Genomic DNA, 16485 nt, shown 5'->3' with positions numbered 1-16485 from the left:
TTGTCAAATAAATAAGTCTGTATTTGATAAACGATCTTGATTTATGCCTTATTTTCCAGCAATTTCTGGACACTTTGTGCAAATTTTTCAAGACTAGGATCGCGGGCACCCATAAGCAAGATGGTATCACCGGGTTTTGCGGCAGAAACCATAGCCTTGGCGCATTCATCACGATTCTCAATGAATATCGCGTCAGAACCCAATTTCGTCAAATCGTTAGCCAAATCACCTGCGGAGATGTCGCGAGTGACAGTACCACCAGCGTAGTAAATTTCGCTGAAGTACATGGAATCGGCAGCGCGTTCACCATCGGCACCGCGCAGGGCCTTGTTGATGAATTCCACCAGGTCATTGCGCAAGAAACGAGTGGGACCAAATCCATGAGGCTGGAACCAGGCAAGAACGCGGCCAGCAGTAAAGCTCTGGGCGCTCTTGATGCTGGCGGAAATCTTTGCAGGATTGTGAGCGAAGTCATCCACCAGAGTAACGCCGTTGAAGGTTCCAAGAATCTGATGACGACGGAACACGCCGGGGAAAGAACTGAGGGCATCAGCGCAAGTGCGCAGACTTACGCCGGCCTGGAGTGCTGCGGCTGTTGCGGCCAATGCATTTTCCATGTTGTGACGGCCCGGCAGCGGAACCGTAAACTTCACCAGTTCATTGTTGTGACGGCAGCGGAAAATGATGGACGGGCCATCGGTGCGGAAATCGATTCCCTGAACGCCGACGTAACTTTCGGTACCGAAGTCGTTGTGACGATCCTGGCTGAAAGGCTTTGCCAGCGGGTGAGCGTCATTCACAATCAGAGTCTTGCCGTTGTTCAAAATGTTGCTGCGGAACTTGCCGAAGATTTCCTGCAGTTCGCTCATTTCCTTGTGGTCCTTGTCCACGTTGAGGATGAGTCCAACTTCAGGTTCGTAGCGGACTAGAGTTCCATCGCTTTCGTCAGCTTCAACTACCAGCCATTCGCCAGCACCGCTAACTGCATTACCAATCTTACCATCTTTCTGAAGGTTCACAAGACCAGCGCCAGTCATCACAGAAGGCTGTAATCCGGCGTACTGCAGAATGTGATAAATCATGGCGGTCACCGTAGATTTACCGCTGGTACCGCTCACGGCAATAGTCTTTGCTTCCTTAGAAATCTTGGCCAGCATTTCGCTGCGGTGCATTACAGCAACGCCCAATTCCTTGGCGCGCTTTAAATCCGGATTGGTATCTTCGATGGCAGTACTTACAACAACCGCAGTGAGTCCCGCCACAATGCCGGAACCATCCTGGGCAAAGCACTTGACGCCGCATTCTTCCAGCTGTTCCATGACGCGAGGTTTCTCACAGTTGCCAGCCAAAAATTCACCAAACTGACGGTCAGAACCGCGAACTTCAACACCGCGGCCAGACAAGTACTGAGCAATGGCACTCATACCAACGCCAGCAACACCAATAAAGAAATAAGATTCCATTTTATAAAGCCTTTTTCGCTCTTTTCTGTTCGTACATGTTAGCGTCGGCCGCCTTGTACATTTCCTTTATAGGCATATCCACCGTGGTCGCGGCCAAACCATAACTTACAGAAATCAGCTTATCTCCCATTTCGGGAATTCGAACATTTTTCAGTTTCGTAATAAAACGCTGGATAATGGTATCGGCAAAATCCACATCATGGACATCCGCCAAAAATACACAAAATTCATCACCGCCAAGGCGAACTACCACATCCTTGTCACGGAAGGTAGAACCTAAGGCCTGGGCTATTTGCACCAGCACAGCATCACCAACATCGTGGCCATAACCGTCGTTGATCTGTTTAAATTCGTCCACGTCCATCAGGCAATAGACACCAGTGGTTTTGGCATTTGCAATGTGCTTAAACTTGACGAGGGCGCTTCGACGATTCAGCAAACCTGTCAGCGGATCCGTTTCGCTGGCCACCTTCAGTTCCTGGATGTATCCATCCAGCTGCTTCTGCAGTACCGTTTCCTTGGTGACATCATTGATCAGGCCCACAATGCCAATGATTTCGCCATTGCGGTTTCGTACCGGTTTCTTGATCAGCCGAAGATACTGTTCCTCGCCATCAGCGCCATCTTCCCTAATGACATAATCCTGCATTTCGCCAGTGGCAAGGATATGCTTATCGGCTTCCAGAGCCTTCATTGCATTTTCTTTGTTCTTGCGAATTTCAAGATCGGTCTTACCTTCGATGGTCCAATTTTCACCTTTCTGATTCAGGTGATGCCAATAATGGGTTGCAAATACATACTTGCAATCCCTATCCTTAAAGAAAATACAGGAAGGTATTTCCTTCAAGATGGCAACTAGATCATCGTATTCAAGATTCATGGTACAGTAAATCTATATCATTTTTTCCGAACTACAACAGGTTCGGATCAATGGTCGGTTCGTAACCCGGTTCCACGAAGTCTTCAGCGGATACGCCCCTCTTGCTGGCAGCCTTCATCTGCTTAATCAGCTTGCGTTCGGCAGCCTTGGCCTTGCGGGCAGCGGCACGTTCCTTACGTTCTGCAAGACGTTCTGCACGAGTTTTACGTTCCTTATAGGGGCAAGCTTCTTCCGGAAGTAGAGCCAGGACTTCATCGCTTTCATATTCATCAACAAAGTCAGGTTCACCTTCAAAACGCATTTCCGGATCGAAGTCGCGGAAGCCTTCATCTTCATCAAAGACGGGAGCGTCAGCAGGGCATTCCTTCTTCAAAAGTTTCAGGACCTGGTCAAAGGGCTTTTCCAGAGGAACCTTGAACTTCATCTTCTTGCCGGTGGTAGGATGAATCAGTTCAATCTTCACAGCCTGCAGCAACTGGGCGGGAGCGATTTCCAGAACCTTTTCAGCCACTTCACGGAGAAGGGGCTGCACGCGGTTCAAGCAACCATCGCGACCATCATACAGCGGGTCACCGACAACAGGATGACCCATATAACGGCTATGGACACGAATCTGATGAGTACGTCCAGATTCCAGCTGCAGTTCCAGAAGGGTTGCAAAGGCAAAGAACTTCTTGGCTTCAAAATGGGTACGGCTTTCCTTACCGCCATCCACCACAGCCATCTTCAAGCGGTTGCGGGGATTACGTCCGATGGGAGCGTCAATGGTTCCTTCCAGGTCACGGGGGCTACCCCACACCAAAGCATTATAAGTACGATGGAGAGTGCGGGTTTCCAGCTGGTGAGCCAAGTGACGGTGAGCGTTATCGTTCTTAGCCACAACCATCAAACCCGGAGTATCCTTATCCAGACGATGGACAATGCCCGGACGGAGAGCGCCATTCACCGTAGAAAGGTTTTCCTTGAAATGGTACAGAAGACCGTTGGCCAGAGTACCATCCTTAACGCCAGCACCGGGATGAACCACCAGATTACGAGGCTTGTTAATCACGACGATATCATCATCTTCGTAGACGATATCCAGAGGAATATCCTGAGGTTCCAAGGTGGATGCTTCCTTCTCGGGAATTTCACCACAGACCACCACCATGCCCGTTTCCACACGGAAGTTTTTGGGAGTAGGAACCCCACCCACCTTCACGTCGCCGGCAGCAATCATCTTCTGCACATCAGTGCGGGAAACATTTTCCAGAACGCTCGTCAGGAACTTATCGATGCGTTCACCATTCTTCTTTTCGTCTACAAGATAATTCATAATTCTTCGGCCTTATTTTTCTTCAGTAGCCTGTACGGATGCAGCAGCCTTTGCTGCCTTCTTGGCTTTTTCCTCTTCCTTGATCTGCTTATGCAGTTTCTTCAGGATGAAGGGAGAAAGAAGGACAAAAGCCACGCCTACGGTCACGAAGGAATCCGCCACATTAAATGTGGGGAAACGGGTCATAATAAAATCAGGCAAGTCGCAGTCAATAAAGTCTACCACCATCTGCAGACGCATGCGGTCAATGAAGTTACCGATGGCACCGCCAATAATCATGACAATGCCAAGGCGGCTCAGATAGTCACGCTTATCGATGGACTTGTAAAACCAGAACAGCACCACTGCGGCCACAATGGAAATCAGCAGGAAGAAAAGCCAAGGCGGCAAGAAGGGCATCAGGTCCTGAGGGCGGCTGCTAAAGGCCGCTCCCTTATTGAACACCAGCTGAAAACGAATGAACTCGCCCACCACATTGATGATATCATGATTAGGAGCACCCGTCTCATTGGAAAAGCGGGACAAGGCCCAAAGCTTGGTAAGCTGGTCAGAGACAATGCTGAAAATAATGACTGCAATATGGAACGGCAACTTGTTATAAAACTTCATTAAATCCTCTAGATTCTTCGACTACGTGCTTCGCACTCCGCTCAGAATGACATTACGCAACATACTTAACACTTCGCTCAGAATGACAACTAGGAGTGAACCTCACTATATCTCTTGTCGATCCACTTGTCGCTGTAGAAATGCTTCATGGTGGATTTCACAATCTGCTTCACGGTGTCGCGGGTAATCTTCACCTTCTTGTCGGAGGCGAAAATGCTGGAACCATCACCGATCAACTTCATGTTCTCGGCGGCCATGAACAGCGGCCACAGGCAGAAGAGACGGGTGCGCATCTTGATGTTTGGAATGAGCTTGGTATAGGCGATGGCGTCGTCCAGATGTTTCCATGCCTTCTGGACCAGTTCACCCATAACGGCCGCACGACGTTTTTCAAAGTCGGCGCGATCCTCCGCAGACATTCCAGACAGTACATCATTCCCCACGAACATATCATAGGAATGAGCGAAGCCATACTTGCGGCAAATTTCTTCGGGTACGAAACAGACTCGACGTTCGGAGTCCTCGCGGCAGTCCTTCACGATGTTGGCGATCTGGAGAGCAAGGCCAAAGCTTACATCCAGCTTCTGCATTTCCGCCTTACGGACATCGTTAATAAAGCAGGTGTCTGCGGCAAACAAATGCGTAAGGAGTTTTCCTACAATACCGGCCACATAATAGCAGTATTCATCCAAATCACCTACAGATTCCAGAGTAAACCATCCGGAGCTTAAGGCAGCTTCCTGACGCTTGGCGAACTTGGCCATACCACCGCACATTTCGATGGTCACGTCACGAACGGGAGCGGCATACACTTCCGGCAGTTCCTTCAGCAACGGAACCACCACATGAGTATGCAGGCACAAATCAAAATAAGGTTCCGTAGCCCGAGCACGCCAGCTAGCAGGGAGGGCATCTTCAAAAGCGCTAACGGCCTCGTCCTTCAACTCCGCAGTCTTAAAAATACTGGCGAATTTATCCAGCAGGGCCTCTTTTTCAGAAGCATTCATGTCCGGATCGTCTTCCACCGTATCCGCGATTCTAAGATACAGGTACGCCAGGAGAATGCTCTTGTGGAGCTTACCCTTAAGCGCATTAATATTCAGGGCAAAAGTTCTAGAAACCTTCAACAGAATATCTTCGGAATAAGCCCACGCCTCCTTTCCGGAAAGCACGGCCTCGCCCACTCCAGCCTGTTCAAGAATATTAGCCATACATGGTCTCCGCATAGACATCAGGTGGAATCTTCTTGGTTTTGCTCATCAGATACACCATCTCCCACAGGCGGCCCTTGGATTCCGCTTCCTTCAGCTTCTTGGTGAAGCTCCAGATCGTTCGATTCTGAACATCCGTTTCACTGCGGAAATCTCCCTTACTTTCACTTTCATAACGCACCCTGCGATATTCCAGGAAGTAGGCGTTGCGATACATGTTAGCGGTACTCTTCTTCGCAATTTTGCAAAGAATCACCCCCACGATCAAGAACAGCGGAGATACGGCAAAACCATAGAACCATTCCAAATCCGTCCAATTATAAATCACCCAAATGGCAGGCAAGGCGGAAACGGCAGCCATGACCAGGGTAAAAATCAAGTCAAAAAGCTTGAAATAGGAACGAACTCGTGGAACATAGGCCCACTTTTGGCCATTTTTCACCAGTTTTTTCATGTACAGGGGGTAAGACACCCTATGAAACCAGAAATAGAGACCCACCCAAAAAAGAACCGGGATCCAAAACCAATACGTCAAAGTATCCAAAATTTCCATAACGAAGCCAAATATAGAAATTGGAAAGAGGGTCCTGGGGAACACAAGGTTCAGTAAGGGGTTAAAAGGTGCTCAAACAAGTAACTCATTATGTATCAACGAGATACAATGTCATTACCATGTAAAAAAAATGTTTTTTTTCACCTTCAAGGGTCAAACTTATCAACAATTTACTCAACTTTTACTACATTTGGTATCCAATTGTTGATAGATTTGAATTCAGCGACTTGCTGAACTAGGAAGAGGGAAATACCATGTCCGTCGAATGGGAAAGATGTTTGAATTATCTCCGTGGAATGCTTTCTGACACGGTCTATAAGACCTATTTTGCTCAGACCAAGCTCTCTAGCCAGACCACTGGCCACGCCGTAATTTCTGTTCCCAATGGACTGGACGTAGGCGTCTATGGCGCTTACAAGGCTCTGATTGGTCTCGCCTGGAAGGAAGTGAGCCATGAAGAAGGCGCCATGGAATTCGATTTCCAGCAGCAGGAAGCCGCTGTCCAGCAGTCCGCTTCCCAGAATACCTTCAAGGATTTTGTTAAGCCCAGCGTTCCCCTTTCCGGCAGTTTCCGTTTTGAAAACTTCGTGCCCGGCGACAAGGCCCAGCTGGCATTCAACGCAGCTCTCGCAGTTGCACGCAATCCCGACGGAACTCAGTACAACCCGCTGTTCATCTACGGTTCTTCTGGACTTGGCAAGACTCACCTGCTCCAGGCAATCGGTAACTACATCCTGGAAGAAGACCCCACCAAGCGAGTTTGCTACCTGACTTCCGAAGACTTTTCCCAGCAGTACATGAAGTGCCTGCGCGAACAGCGCATCACCGAGATGAGCGACTTCTACCGCAACGAAGTTGATATCCTGCTGGTGGACGACATTCAGAACTGGACCGGCAAGAACGAAACCCAGAATGAATTCTTCCTGATCTTTAATGCACTGCATCAGGCAGGCAAGCAGATCGTTCTCACCTCCGACGCACCTGCAGCAGAAGTGAAGAACCTTTCCGACCGTCTGGTGAGCCGTTTCGCCTGGGGTCTGACCGTCGATATTCAGCCTCCTGACGTAGAAACCCGCGAAGCCATTCTCCACAAGAAGGCCGAGGAACGTCATCTGGAAATCAGCGACGACATCCTTCACTATCTTGCAGAAAACATCGCAAGTAACGTCCGCTGCCTGGAAAGCGCCATCATCAAGCTCACCCTTCAGTCCAGTTTGATGAATCACGATATTGACATGAACATCGCCCAGAAGGTGGTTGCAGAAATCGCTCCTACCCTCCGTCGCCGTGTTAGCCTGGACGCCGTACTTCACGCCGTCTCCAAGCATTACGAAGTTCCCGAAGCAAAGCTTATTGAAACGGGCCGCGGCACCAAGGAAATTTCCAAGGCACGTCAGGTAGCCATGTACCTCATGCGCGAATGCTCCCCCATCAGCCTTCAGAGCATCGGTTCCCGCTTTGGCGGTAAGGACCACTCCACTGTGGTTCACGCCATCAAGAGCATCAAGAAGGAAATGGAAACAGACCCCAGCTTCGCTCGCTTGATTGAAAGCTTAAAGAATTCAATCCACGATTAAATCTTTTCAAGATTAAGTCATGAAATGAATAAACGAAAAATCGAGGTTTAAAACCTCGATTTTTTTACAGCTGATCCTGAGTTTCCTCAGGAGGACCGTCATTATTTCTTTTTTGATTTCTTGGACTTTTTCTTGTCCTTTTTGGACTTCTTGTCCTTTTTCTTCTTGGCGGGCTTTGCCTTTACGGGAGCTTCTTCCTCATCATCGTCATCGTCTTCCCAGCCAGCGGACACGTCTCTTGCAGGGGCGGGAGTTGCAGGTGCAGCTTCTGCAGGATTTTCTTCCTTGAGGAGTTCAGCTTCTGCCTTGGCAGCTTCTTCTTCAGCCTGCTTGGCAGCAAGTTCGGCCTTCATAGCTGCTTCGCGAGCCTTTGCTGCATTGGCACGAATCTGTTCGGCCTTTTCCTTCATTTCCTTGATCTTGCCTTCCTTGACGGCAGCCATAGCAGCAGAATCGCCCTTAGTGGCAGCAGAATCAAGCTTAGCGATAGAATCACGGACAGAAGCCGGAATCAGAGAATCAGCAGGCAGTTCCGGGCAGAGCAGGTCGACACCACCCTTGGTGCCATCCCAACATTCCATCTTGCCGCTGAACTTACCCATCTTATAGGAGCCCCACTGGGTCTTGCGGATACGTTCTGTATGGCAAACAGTCTCACCCGGCATCCACTGGTAGCAGGTGTCCTTGATGGCCCAGAAGGTAAAGAGGCCGTTAGGCAGGCCGTTGTGGTACACACCACCAAAATCACCGAAGTCCACAAAGCCTTCCAGCTGGTTGGCATTAAAGGTCAAGGTAATCTTCTTCTTCTTGAAGGGATTGTTCACCGTCATACGACCGTGAATACCATCGCGCTTCAGGGGGACATCAGCCATCACAAAGCCGTTATCGGCAATGATGTGTGCCATACCATCCTTAAAGTTCTGCTTGTAAGGCACTTCAAGATGCTTGAAGTAGTAATTCTTGTCGCTACCGTCCTGAACGCTGGACTTGTAGAAATAGGACTTGCCTTCTCGCATGCCGTTCTTGTGGTTGGAAGTCCAAATGACCTGTCCCCACTTGGAATCCTGCTGTCTCGGGTAGGAAGGATCGTTCAAGTAACCGATTTCTTCGCCCTGAAGACGGCCTTCCTTGTCCACATGACGGAGGTTTTCCTTATAACCATTGAAGGAGAAGCCCGTCAGTTCGCCGTTATCCAGACAGCGGATATCGCTATAGTCCGTAAAGCGACCCAAGGCAGAGGGCACCATCTTCTTGGGCATACCGGAGAAAGCAAAGTTTTCCGGATGGAGGCGGTTATCTACAGGTGCATTGGGACGTTCATGAATATTGAAGAAACAGCTAATATCATCAGCCTTTTCGGCATTCTTCTCGTAATATTCGCCAAAGGGAGTTGCCTGCCAGCCATCACCGTCAAAACTGGTAGCAATGGAACCTTCCATCCTGTGGCCCATGCCAAAGTCTCTCAAGGTAGCAGTTGCGGACTGAACATAGTCAATGCACTGCTTCATAGCCATTTCGTTACTGCAGGACTCACCGGAGCAGTCCGTTACACGAGGCTTTGGGATACTGAAAACCTTGGTCACCTGCTTGGGTGTGCCAGCTTTTTCACTGACTCGGTAGCAACCACAAACATTCACATCCTTCTTGTCGGCACCAATACGGGTACGTTCCGAGGGGATAATATTAGAGGGTTTTTCCAACCAGCAGTCAAAATATTCCGATGGAGCCTCCCCAGCAGCAAAAATACTGGAAGAAGCTGTCAGAGCAAAGGCACATGCAATTTTCAGGAAATCGAATTTCATACCCGGAATTTAACTATTAATGGGCTATCTGTCTTCTTAATTTATCTTTACGAAGCCTTAACGGGCCTCCTGCAGGACTTCCAGGACCAACTTTTCCACCATTGCTTCGCTAGGAGCACCACTCCAAACCTGCTTGATATAGCCATTTTGGTCCAAAAGCATCAAAGTTGGCACCGCACGGATGCCATAACGACGCCATAAATCCTGAGATGCATCCCTATAAAGGGGATAGGGAGAGGCGTGTTGACCATAAAAGGCGTTCAAGGTGTTCAAATCTTCGCTAGAAATGCCAATGACTTCAAGTCCATCCTTGGAATGCTTGTTGTAAACGCTAGCAAGAACCGGCAAGGTCTTGCGACAGGGGCCGCACCAGGTTGCCCAGAAATCCAGGAGGGTTGCCTTTGGCTTTTCCTTACGTTTTGAAGAGTTCTGGTAGAAATTCTCCCCAAATTTCGCAATTTTGCTTCCGATGGCAGAACCAGTAAGGCTGCTAATATCATCGGGACGGTCCGTCAGCTTCACCTTCAGGGAAAGTTTCTTATCAGCGCGAACTACGTCCAGCTTGATGGTCTGTCCAGCCTTGCCCTTGGAAACTGCATCCTGAACTTGAGAAATATCCGTCAGAACCTTTCCCTGAATGCCAACGATCAAGTCATCCGCCACAACACCTGCGGTAAAGCAGCCTGACTCCGGATGGACGCCAATAATGCGAAGGGCCAGATGATTCTCATGAGTGACACGCTTGAAGGTAGCCCCCAGCCAGGGGGTGGCACATACATAGGAAGCAAGCAGAAGCAATAATACCGAAAGTCTTTTCACGTTAAAACCTCTAAAAGCAGATTCTGATTCAAGTTCAGAATGACGTAAAAATCTAGAAGAAGAATACCCCGAAGGATAGATTTGCAATAAAGTGCGTCGTCCTTCGAACCACACTGTCCTCGTCATGATCACTATAGGAATCCGTCAACAGGTAGGAAGCCCTCACTTCCAGGCGGCAGAGAAAGTCCGCATTTTTCAGGAACATGAAATCACGTCCATAGCCAACGGAAATTCTGGGCGGGAACTTCCCTTCCCCATCCGTTTCAAAATATGTTCCAGACAGGCCGATTCTGAGGAAGTCATCATGGCCAGACTCTTCCAGGCCGGTGATGAAGAAAAACCTCCAATTCAACCCTACTTCGTACATTTCCCCACCAAACAGGGTCCCAGCGAATAAATCCAGCGAGTGATTTTTATGAATTCGATATTCGCCCGATAGATCCAGCCCTAAGTCCGGAGAATTGAGGTAAAAACCTAAGTCAGCCCCAACGCCTAAACGCAAGGGGGAAATCTCCCGAGTATTCTTCTGGGCAGGAATGTCTTCTTCCAGGAAATAACCTGCGAAGGCGGAAACGCTAAAAGCAAGAATGAACAGAAGTAGTCTCAACCTGACCCCCTAAGGCAAGATTACTGAAGCTTGGTGACCTTCGGATTACGGTCATCGTACTCCTGCAAACTCCTGTAGCCTTCTTCTGCAAGAGCCACTTCCAGTTCCTTACGCATGGCATGAGCAGCCATCCAGCGGAAAGCTACCACAGAGTAGCACTGTACAGCATCCACGCCCATCTTGATCAGGTCGTAAATCTTGAAACCATGGTCAATACCACCACAGGCAATAACACTCATCTGGGGGTAATGTTCGCGAATGTACTTCACGTTCCACATCATGTTTTCGTAAAGGGGGCGGCCAGACATACCACCGCAGTCACCATCGGCACGAAGGGGCGTCAAGTTTTCAAACTTGGTCTGGACAGGAAGTTCACTCATCTTCTTGGTGGGATAAGTATTTCCCACCACAACGCCGTTCACGCCACAGCGGACCAGCATGTCCATAATGTTCACCAGGTGACGTTCGGAAAGATCCGGGCTGATCTTGGCATAAACAGCCTTACGAAGAGTCTGGGAATTGCGGAACTTCATAATCTCTGAAAAGATCTTTTCCGTCAGGGTCAAGTCCATATCCACGCGGGATTCGCCCGTATTGGGGCAGCTCACGTTGATTTCGATATAGTCGCCAGCCTTGTAGGCAATGGAGAAACTTTCCACCACGTCCTTCAGCTTTTCGTTTTCGTCAGTAAGACCCGGAGTTTCCGCCACGGAAACGCCTACGCACATGCCCACCTTGTGAGCCTTGGTCAACTGCTGGTCCACTCGCTTGGCAATCACTTCAACGCCTTCGTTGTTCAAGCCCATGCTGTTGTGAATGGCGCGGTCTTCTTCCAAAAAGCCGATACGGGGACGATGAGTATTACCTTCGCGATAATTGCGGGTAGCGGTACCCACAGAAATACCGCCAAAACCCATATTGGCGTAATCACAAATGCGCTTGGCGGTCTTGTTGGCACCAGCGGCCAGGATAATGGGACAGCCCAGGTACAGGGAATTGCTATGGTCCGGGAAAGAAATGACCCTCTTCAAATTCTTTTTCTTGGAAGGTCGACCGCTCATGAAGGGGATAATGGGAGCAAATCTTGCCACATGCTTCAGGGAATCGTGTCTAAATTCCGGATTGTTATGAAAAACCTTACGAATAAAAGCCAAAACTCGGTCGCTAAAGCGCAGATAATATTCGTGATTCACGCAATTAAAAGCCATTTTCGGGTTCCCTTATTTGTATCAAGTGACTTTAATCACCATTGGGGCTAAACTCTACTTACAAAAATATAAAATATATGGTTGTTAAATCCAAATGGCCCTTTCTTTACTATTTTCTATTAAGGAATATTTGATTATTTTGTGAATGAAAAGCTCTATGGATCAACAACTTAAGAAGACTGTACACGACAACATGGCAAGCTACATCGACCGCTTGTCCAGTCTCGTGCGTATTCCCTCCATCAGTTTTGACAATTTTGATCAGAAATACGTGCTGGATAGCGCTGAAGCCGTCAAGAAAATGTTCGAAGAAGCAGGCCTCAAGAACATCCAGTTCCTTACTCCAGAAAGCGGCCGCCATACGGTATATGGCGAAAGTTTGACCTCCCCCGACAAGCCCACCATCCTGCTGTACGCCCATCACGATGTGCAGCCCCCCATGCGTGAGCACCTGTGGAATACGAAGCCTTTTGAAGCCACCCTCAGCGCCGATGGGGAACGCCTTTACGGCCGCGGTACCGCCGATGACAAGGCTGGCATCATCACCCATCTGGCAGCCCTCGAGCTGGTACGCGCCTCAAAGAAGGATCAGGGACCGAACCTGAAGTTCATTATCGAAGGCGAGGAAGAATCCGGAAGCGCAGGCTTTGCTCAGATTCTCAAGGAACATGCCGCGCTCCTGAAGTGCGACGCCGTAATCGTAGCGGACCTGGGCAACTTCGCCCGCGGTACCCCCTCCATTACCACCACCCTTCGTGGTATGAGCGCCGTTTCCGTAGAATTGAAGGCAACCAAGGCCCCGCTCCACTCCGGATCCTGGTCCGGCCCCATTCCTGACGTCGGGCAGGTCCTTTGCCGCATCATTGCAAATCTTACCGACGGTAAGGGCAACATTCTTATTCCCCACTTCGAAGACGGTCTTGTACCCCCTACAGCAGAAGAACTGGCATCCTACAAGAGCCTGGGCATGACGGAAGAAATTTTCCGTAACGATGGCGGCGTACTGTCGGAAACAAAACTCCTGGTTCCTGAAGATGAAATTCTCCTGGCCAACTGGCGTAGACCCTCCATTACGGTTACCGCCATGGAAGTGGGCAACCGCAAGAACGCCGGCAACGTGCTGCAAGACAGCGCCTATGCCCGCATCGGTATACGTCTTGCTCCCGGCATGGACGCAGACCGCTGCACCGACTTGCTGGTAGACTTTATCAAGCAGCAGGTACCATTTGGTATCACCTGCGAAATTACAACGGAAGACGGAGCCAATCCCTTTGTGACGGACACCAGCCATCCTTTCTTTAAGCTGATGAGCGAGTCCATGGCTACCGCCTACGAAAGCCCCACCAAGTTCATTGGCTGTGGCGCAAGTATTCCTGGAGCAGAACTGTTCCGCAACACCTTCGGCAACATTCCCATTCTCCTTACAGGCTTGGAAGATCCGGAATGCAATGCCCACGGCGAAAACGAAAGTCTTTACCTCCCCGACTTTGAACGAGGCATTCTTGCAGAGGCCCTGTTCTTTGAGGGATTATCCTAGGAGGCCGCTATGAAGAAACGTCTTGTCGTACTGACTGGCGCAGGCATTAGCGCAGAATCCGGACTCCGCACATTCCGCGGTAACGACGGTATGTGGGAACATGAAAACATTGAAGACGTCTGCACCCCTCGCGGCTACCAGCGTGACCGCAAGCGAGTGAAGGATTTCTACAACTTCCTGCGTAGAGGTCTGGCAGACCATCAGCCCAACGCAGCCCACAAGGCTCTGGTGGAACTGGAACGCCGTCTTGGCGATGAATTCCTGCTGGTGACCCAGAATGTGGATGACCTTCACGAACGTGCAGGCAGCCGTCAGGTACTCCACATGCACGGCTCCCTCAAGAGCTTAAGCTGCGAGAGAAATCCCGTACACCGCTTTAACTATTATGAAGATGAAACCATGGACACCATCTGCCCCTTCTGTGGAGCCATGAGCCGTCCGGACATCGTCTTCTTCGAAGAAACTCCTCACTACATGGAAGAAATCCAGCAGGCTCTTTCCGAATGCGAAGAATTCGTCTATATCGGAACCAGCAGCGTGGTCTATCCTGCGGCAGGCTTCAAGAGCTATGCACATTCCCACGGAGCAAAGGTTACCTGCCTGAATCTGGAAGTTCCCGCTTCCGATCCCTACACGGACGTAAGCATCCAGGGCAAGGCAACGGAAATCGTTCCCAAGTGGTGCGAAGCGTTTAAGTAGTTATGAAATACGAATTATGATTTATTAAGGGACTGCGGTGAATCCGCGGCCCTTTTCGTTATGTATTGAAATTACGGATTAAAGCAGAAGGCGCAGTGTCCGTCTTTTTCCGCCTTCGGGGGAAGTTCCGTAGAGCGGCACTTGGCCTGAAGTTCGGGAGAGCCCTGCATGCAGCGCTCGCAGCGATCGGCGAAGCGGCAGCCCGATACAAAGTCCCGAGGGTGCGGAACAGAACCGGGAATGGACTTCAGGTTCTTCATCTGGCTATGGCTTTCGGGAATAGCGGCCAGCAAGCCTCTCGTATAGGGATGGAGCGGATCGTTAATGACGTCATCCACACCGCCCATCTCCACAATGCGACCTGCATACATGACAGCCACGCGATCGGCGTACTGAGAGACGATACCCATGTTATGAGTAATGAGAAGAACTGCGGTACCGGACCTGGAGGCCATCTCCTTCAGAACGGCAAGAACTTGAGCTTGGACCGTCACATCCAACGCAGTGGTCGGTTCATCGGCGATAATCAGTTTGGGATTAGCCAGCAGCGCCATGACGATACACACACGCTGGAGCATGCCACCGGAAAGCTCGTGAGGATAGGAATCCAGCACACGTTCCGAATCGGTAAAGCCTGCAGACTTCAACTGTTCTCGAATGGTATCGAGAGATTTGCAGACTTCCAACAGCTGCTTCTTGATGGATAGAACAGGATTCAAAGCCTGCATGGGTTCCTGGAAAATACAGGCAATTTCGGACCCGCGGATTCTCTGTAATTCTGTAAGAGGAAGCTTCGCAAGGTCAACAGATCCCTCGGCTTCGCTCGGGATGACATGAGAGGATTCGCTCGGGATAACATGAGAGGATTCGCTCGGGATGACATCTGCGTTAAACAGGACTTCGCCGTCCACAATCTGGGCGCTGGGCTGCGGGAGCAAGCGCAGGATGCTCATGGCGGTCACGCTCTTGCCGCAACCGGACTCCCCTACCAGGGCAAAGAATTCACCCTTGTGGATATCGAAGCTGACACGATCCGTCACCTGCAAGGGAGTTCCTTCCTTGCAAACGAAAGCACCCTTCTTGCCCTTAGAAAAACCAAAGGCAACAGACAAGTTCTTTACCGAAAGGACTTTACTCATATCGATCTCCGGACTTGGGGTCCATAGCATCGCGGACGCCTTCCCCAACGAAAGTGGTCAAGAGCAAAGTCACGAAAAGAGCAAGAACCGTGCTGACAGAAATCCAGGGAGCGTAAAGATTGTTCAATCCCTGGCTCATAAGCTCGCCCCAACTAGGTGTGGGAGGCTGCAGGCCAAAACCCAAGAAGTCCAGGGAAGTCAAGCTACCGATACCGCCAATAAGGGTAAAGGGGAACAAGGTCACCACCGGGGTCATGGCGTTGGGCAGAATTTCCTTAAAGAAAATATGACGATGGGAAAGTCCCAGCACCTTGGCTGACTGGACGTAAGTCATATTACGCAACTTCAGGAATTCCCCACGCATGTAGTAACTGAGGGAAATCCAGTTGAAGGCTGCCATAATGAGGATCAAAAGCCAGAAACTGCGACCGTAAATACTACCGATGAGAATCACCACGTAAAGCATAGGCAGCGAAGACCAGATTTCAATCATACGCTGCATACCCGTATCCCAGAACTTCCCGAGGTAGCCTTGAATACCGCCAATGACAATGCCTAGGAACGTTCCCAGCAAAGTCAGCAGCAAACTAAAGCTAATGCAAATTCTAAAGCCATGAATCAATCGGGAAAGAACATCACGTCCATTGCTATCTGTGCCCAGCCAGTGCTTGCCGCTGGGAGCGTAAGGCGGAGTTCCATCATCATCCAAATCCGCCTTCAAAGGATCGTGAGGAATTGGCGGCATGATGGTCCAGATATCATCGCAGTTGGAACCGGTAAAGCCATCCGCATGGCATTCATCAGCCTCTGCAATTAGGAGCGCATAATCCGGTTCCGTATCGTAAGTTCCACCAAAATCCTTTTCGCTATAGCGGGCGAAGGCAGGGAAATAGGACTTTCCGTTGGAGCTCATGTAAAGCGGTTTGTCGTTTACAGTCCAGGGGCTGGTCAAGGAAAGGAGGTAAGCCACCACCAGGACGATCAAGGACCAGAAGGCACGCTTATTCTTGCGGAAGCGCTTCAGTCTGTTTTTCGTTTCTGTGGTCAAGCGAATTTTCATGAATTC

General features: G+C 49.9%; 15 protein-coding genes. 3 read left to right on the top strand and 12 right to left on the bottom strand.

Translation table 11 applies throughout. The annotated features are described in order from the left end of the window. Positions 1-41: 41 nt before the first annotated feature. The 6 genes from murC to BUB59_RS00915 form a co-directional block, all read right to left on the bottom strand. On the bottom strand, positions 42-1463 hold the full coding sequence (murC, locus tag BUB59_RS00940) for a UDP-N-acetylmuramate--L-alanine ligase (RefSeq protein ID WP_073224734.1): 1422 nt from the start codon (positions 1461-1463) through the stop codon (positions 42-44). Position 1464: 1 nt separating this feature from the next. Further along, the gene (locus BUB59_RS00935; RefSeq protein ID WP_073224732.1) at positions 1465-2343 is read right to left on the bottom strand and encodes a sensor domain-containing diguanylate cyclase; all 879 of its coding nucleotides are present in this window, start codon (positions 2341-2343) and stop codon (positions 1465-1467) included. Between the two features lie 31 nt (positions 2344-2374). Further along, positions 2375-3658, bottom strand: a complete 1284-nt coding sequence (locus tag BUB59_RS00930) for an RluA family pseudouridine synthase (protein ID WP_073224730.1) — start codon at positions 3656-3658, stop codon at positions 2375-2377. 12 nt (positions 3659-3670) lie between these two features. Continuing rightward, entirely contained in the window at positions 3671-4267 is a 597-nt protein-coding gene (lspA, locus tag BUB59_RS00925) for a signal peptidase II (protein ID WP_073224728.1), read from the bottom strand. Between the two features lie 89 nt (positions 4268-4356). After that, on the bottom strand, positions 4357-5478 hold the full coding sequence (locus BUB59_RS00920; protein WP_073224727.1) for a squalene/phytoene synthase family protein: 1122 nt from the start codon (positions 5476-5478) through the stop codon (positions 4357-4359). Continuing rightward, positions 5471-6031, bottom strand: coding sequence for a hypothetical protein (locus tag BUB59_RS00915; RefSeq protein ID WP_073224725.1), 561 nt, complete (start codon positions 6029-6031; stop codon positions 5471-5473). Before BUB59_RS00915 ends, BUB59_RS00920 begins: the two co-directional genes overlap by 8 nt. Positions 6032-6285: 254 nt before the next feature. Between BUB59_RS00915 and dnaA the strand changes: the two genes are divergently transcribed. Then, a complete protein-coding gene (gene dnaA, locus BUB59_RS00910) occupies positions 6286-7608 on the top strand; it encodes a chromosomal replication initiator protein DnaA (protein WP_073224724.1) in 1323 nt (440 codons plus the stop codon). A 101-nt stretch (positions 7609-7709) separates the two neighbouring features. Here dnaA and BUB59_RS00905 read toward each other — a convergent pair whose 3' ends face one another. The 4 genes from BUB59_RS00905 to BUB59_RS00890 are packed head-to-tail and all read right to left on the bottom strand — an operon-like array spanning position 7710 to position 12044. Further along, positions 7710-9410, bottom strand: a complete 1701-nt coding sequence (locus BUB59_RS00905) for a hypothetical protein (RefSeq protein WP_073224722.1) — start codon at positions 9408-9410, stop codon at positions 7710-7712. Between the two features lie 57 nt (positions 9411-9467). Beyond that, positions 9468-10229 (bottom strand): redoxin domain-containing protein, encoded by a 762-nt coding sequence (locus tag BUB59_RS00900; RefSeq protein ID WP_073224719.1) that lies wholly within the window; start codon positions 10227-10229, stop codon positions 9468-9470. Positions 10230-10281: 52 nt separating this feature from the next. Continuing rightward, positions 10282-10836 carry a hypothetical protein gene (locus tag BUB59_RS15105; RefSeq protein ID WP_073224717.1) on the bottom strand — a complete coding sequence of 185 codons (555 nt, stop codon included), beginning with the start codon at positions 10834-10836 and terminating at the stop codon, positions 10282-10284. Between the two features lie 20 nt (positions 10837-10856). Then, entirely contained in the window at positions 10857-12044 is a 1188-nt protein-coding gene (locus tag BUB59_RS00890; protein ID WP_073224715.1) for a beta/alpha barrel domain-containing protein, read from the bottom strand. 157 nt (positions 12045-12201) lie between these two features. Here BUB59_RS00890 and BUB59_RS00885 point away from each other — a divergent pair, with 157 nt between their 5' ends. Both BUB59_RS00885 and BUB59_RS00880 read left to right on the top strand, forming a co-directional pair. Continuing rightward, complete coding sequence (locus tag BUB59_RS00885; RefSeq protein ID WP_073224713.1) at positions 12202-13581, top strand: M20/M25/M40 family metallo-hydrolase; 1380 nt, start codon at positions 12202-12204, stop codon at positions 13579-13581. 9 nt (positions 13582-13590) lie between these two features. Continuing rightward, the gene (locus BUB59_RS00880) at positions 13591-14280 is read left to right on the top strand and encodes an NAD-dependent deacylase (protein WP_073224711.1); all 690 of its coding nucleotides are present in this window, start codon (positions 13591-13593) and stop codon (positions 14278-14280) included. A 71-nt stretch (positions 14281-14351) separates the two neighbouring features. On the opposite strand, the gene BUB59_RS00875 is transcribed toward BUB59_RS00880, so the two are convergent. Next, entirely contained in the window at positions 14352-15419 is a 1068-nt protein-coding gene (locus BUB59_RS00875; RefSeq protein ID WP_234979886.1) for an ABC transporter ATP-binding protein, read from the bottom strand. Continuing rightward, positions 15412-16479 (bottom strand): ABC transporter permease, encoded by a 1068-nt coding sequence (locus BUB59_RS00870; RefSeq protein ID WP_083540097.1) that lies wholly within the window; start codon positions 16477-16479, stop codon positions 15412-15414. Before BUB59_RS00870 ends, BUB59_RS00875 begins: the two co-directional genes overlap by 8 nt. Between the last annotated feature and the right edge of the window lie 6 nt (positions 16480-16485).

The sequence above is a fragment of the Fibrobacter sp. UWEL genome (assembly GCF_900142535.1).
Lineage (GTDB): Bacteria > Fibrobacterota > Fibrobacteria > Fibrobacterales > Fibrobacteraceae > Fibrobacter.
Note: the sequence above shows the minus strand (reverse complement) of the source record. Positions and strands in the feature narration are given on the sequence as shown.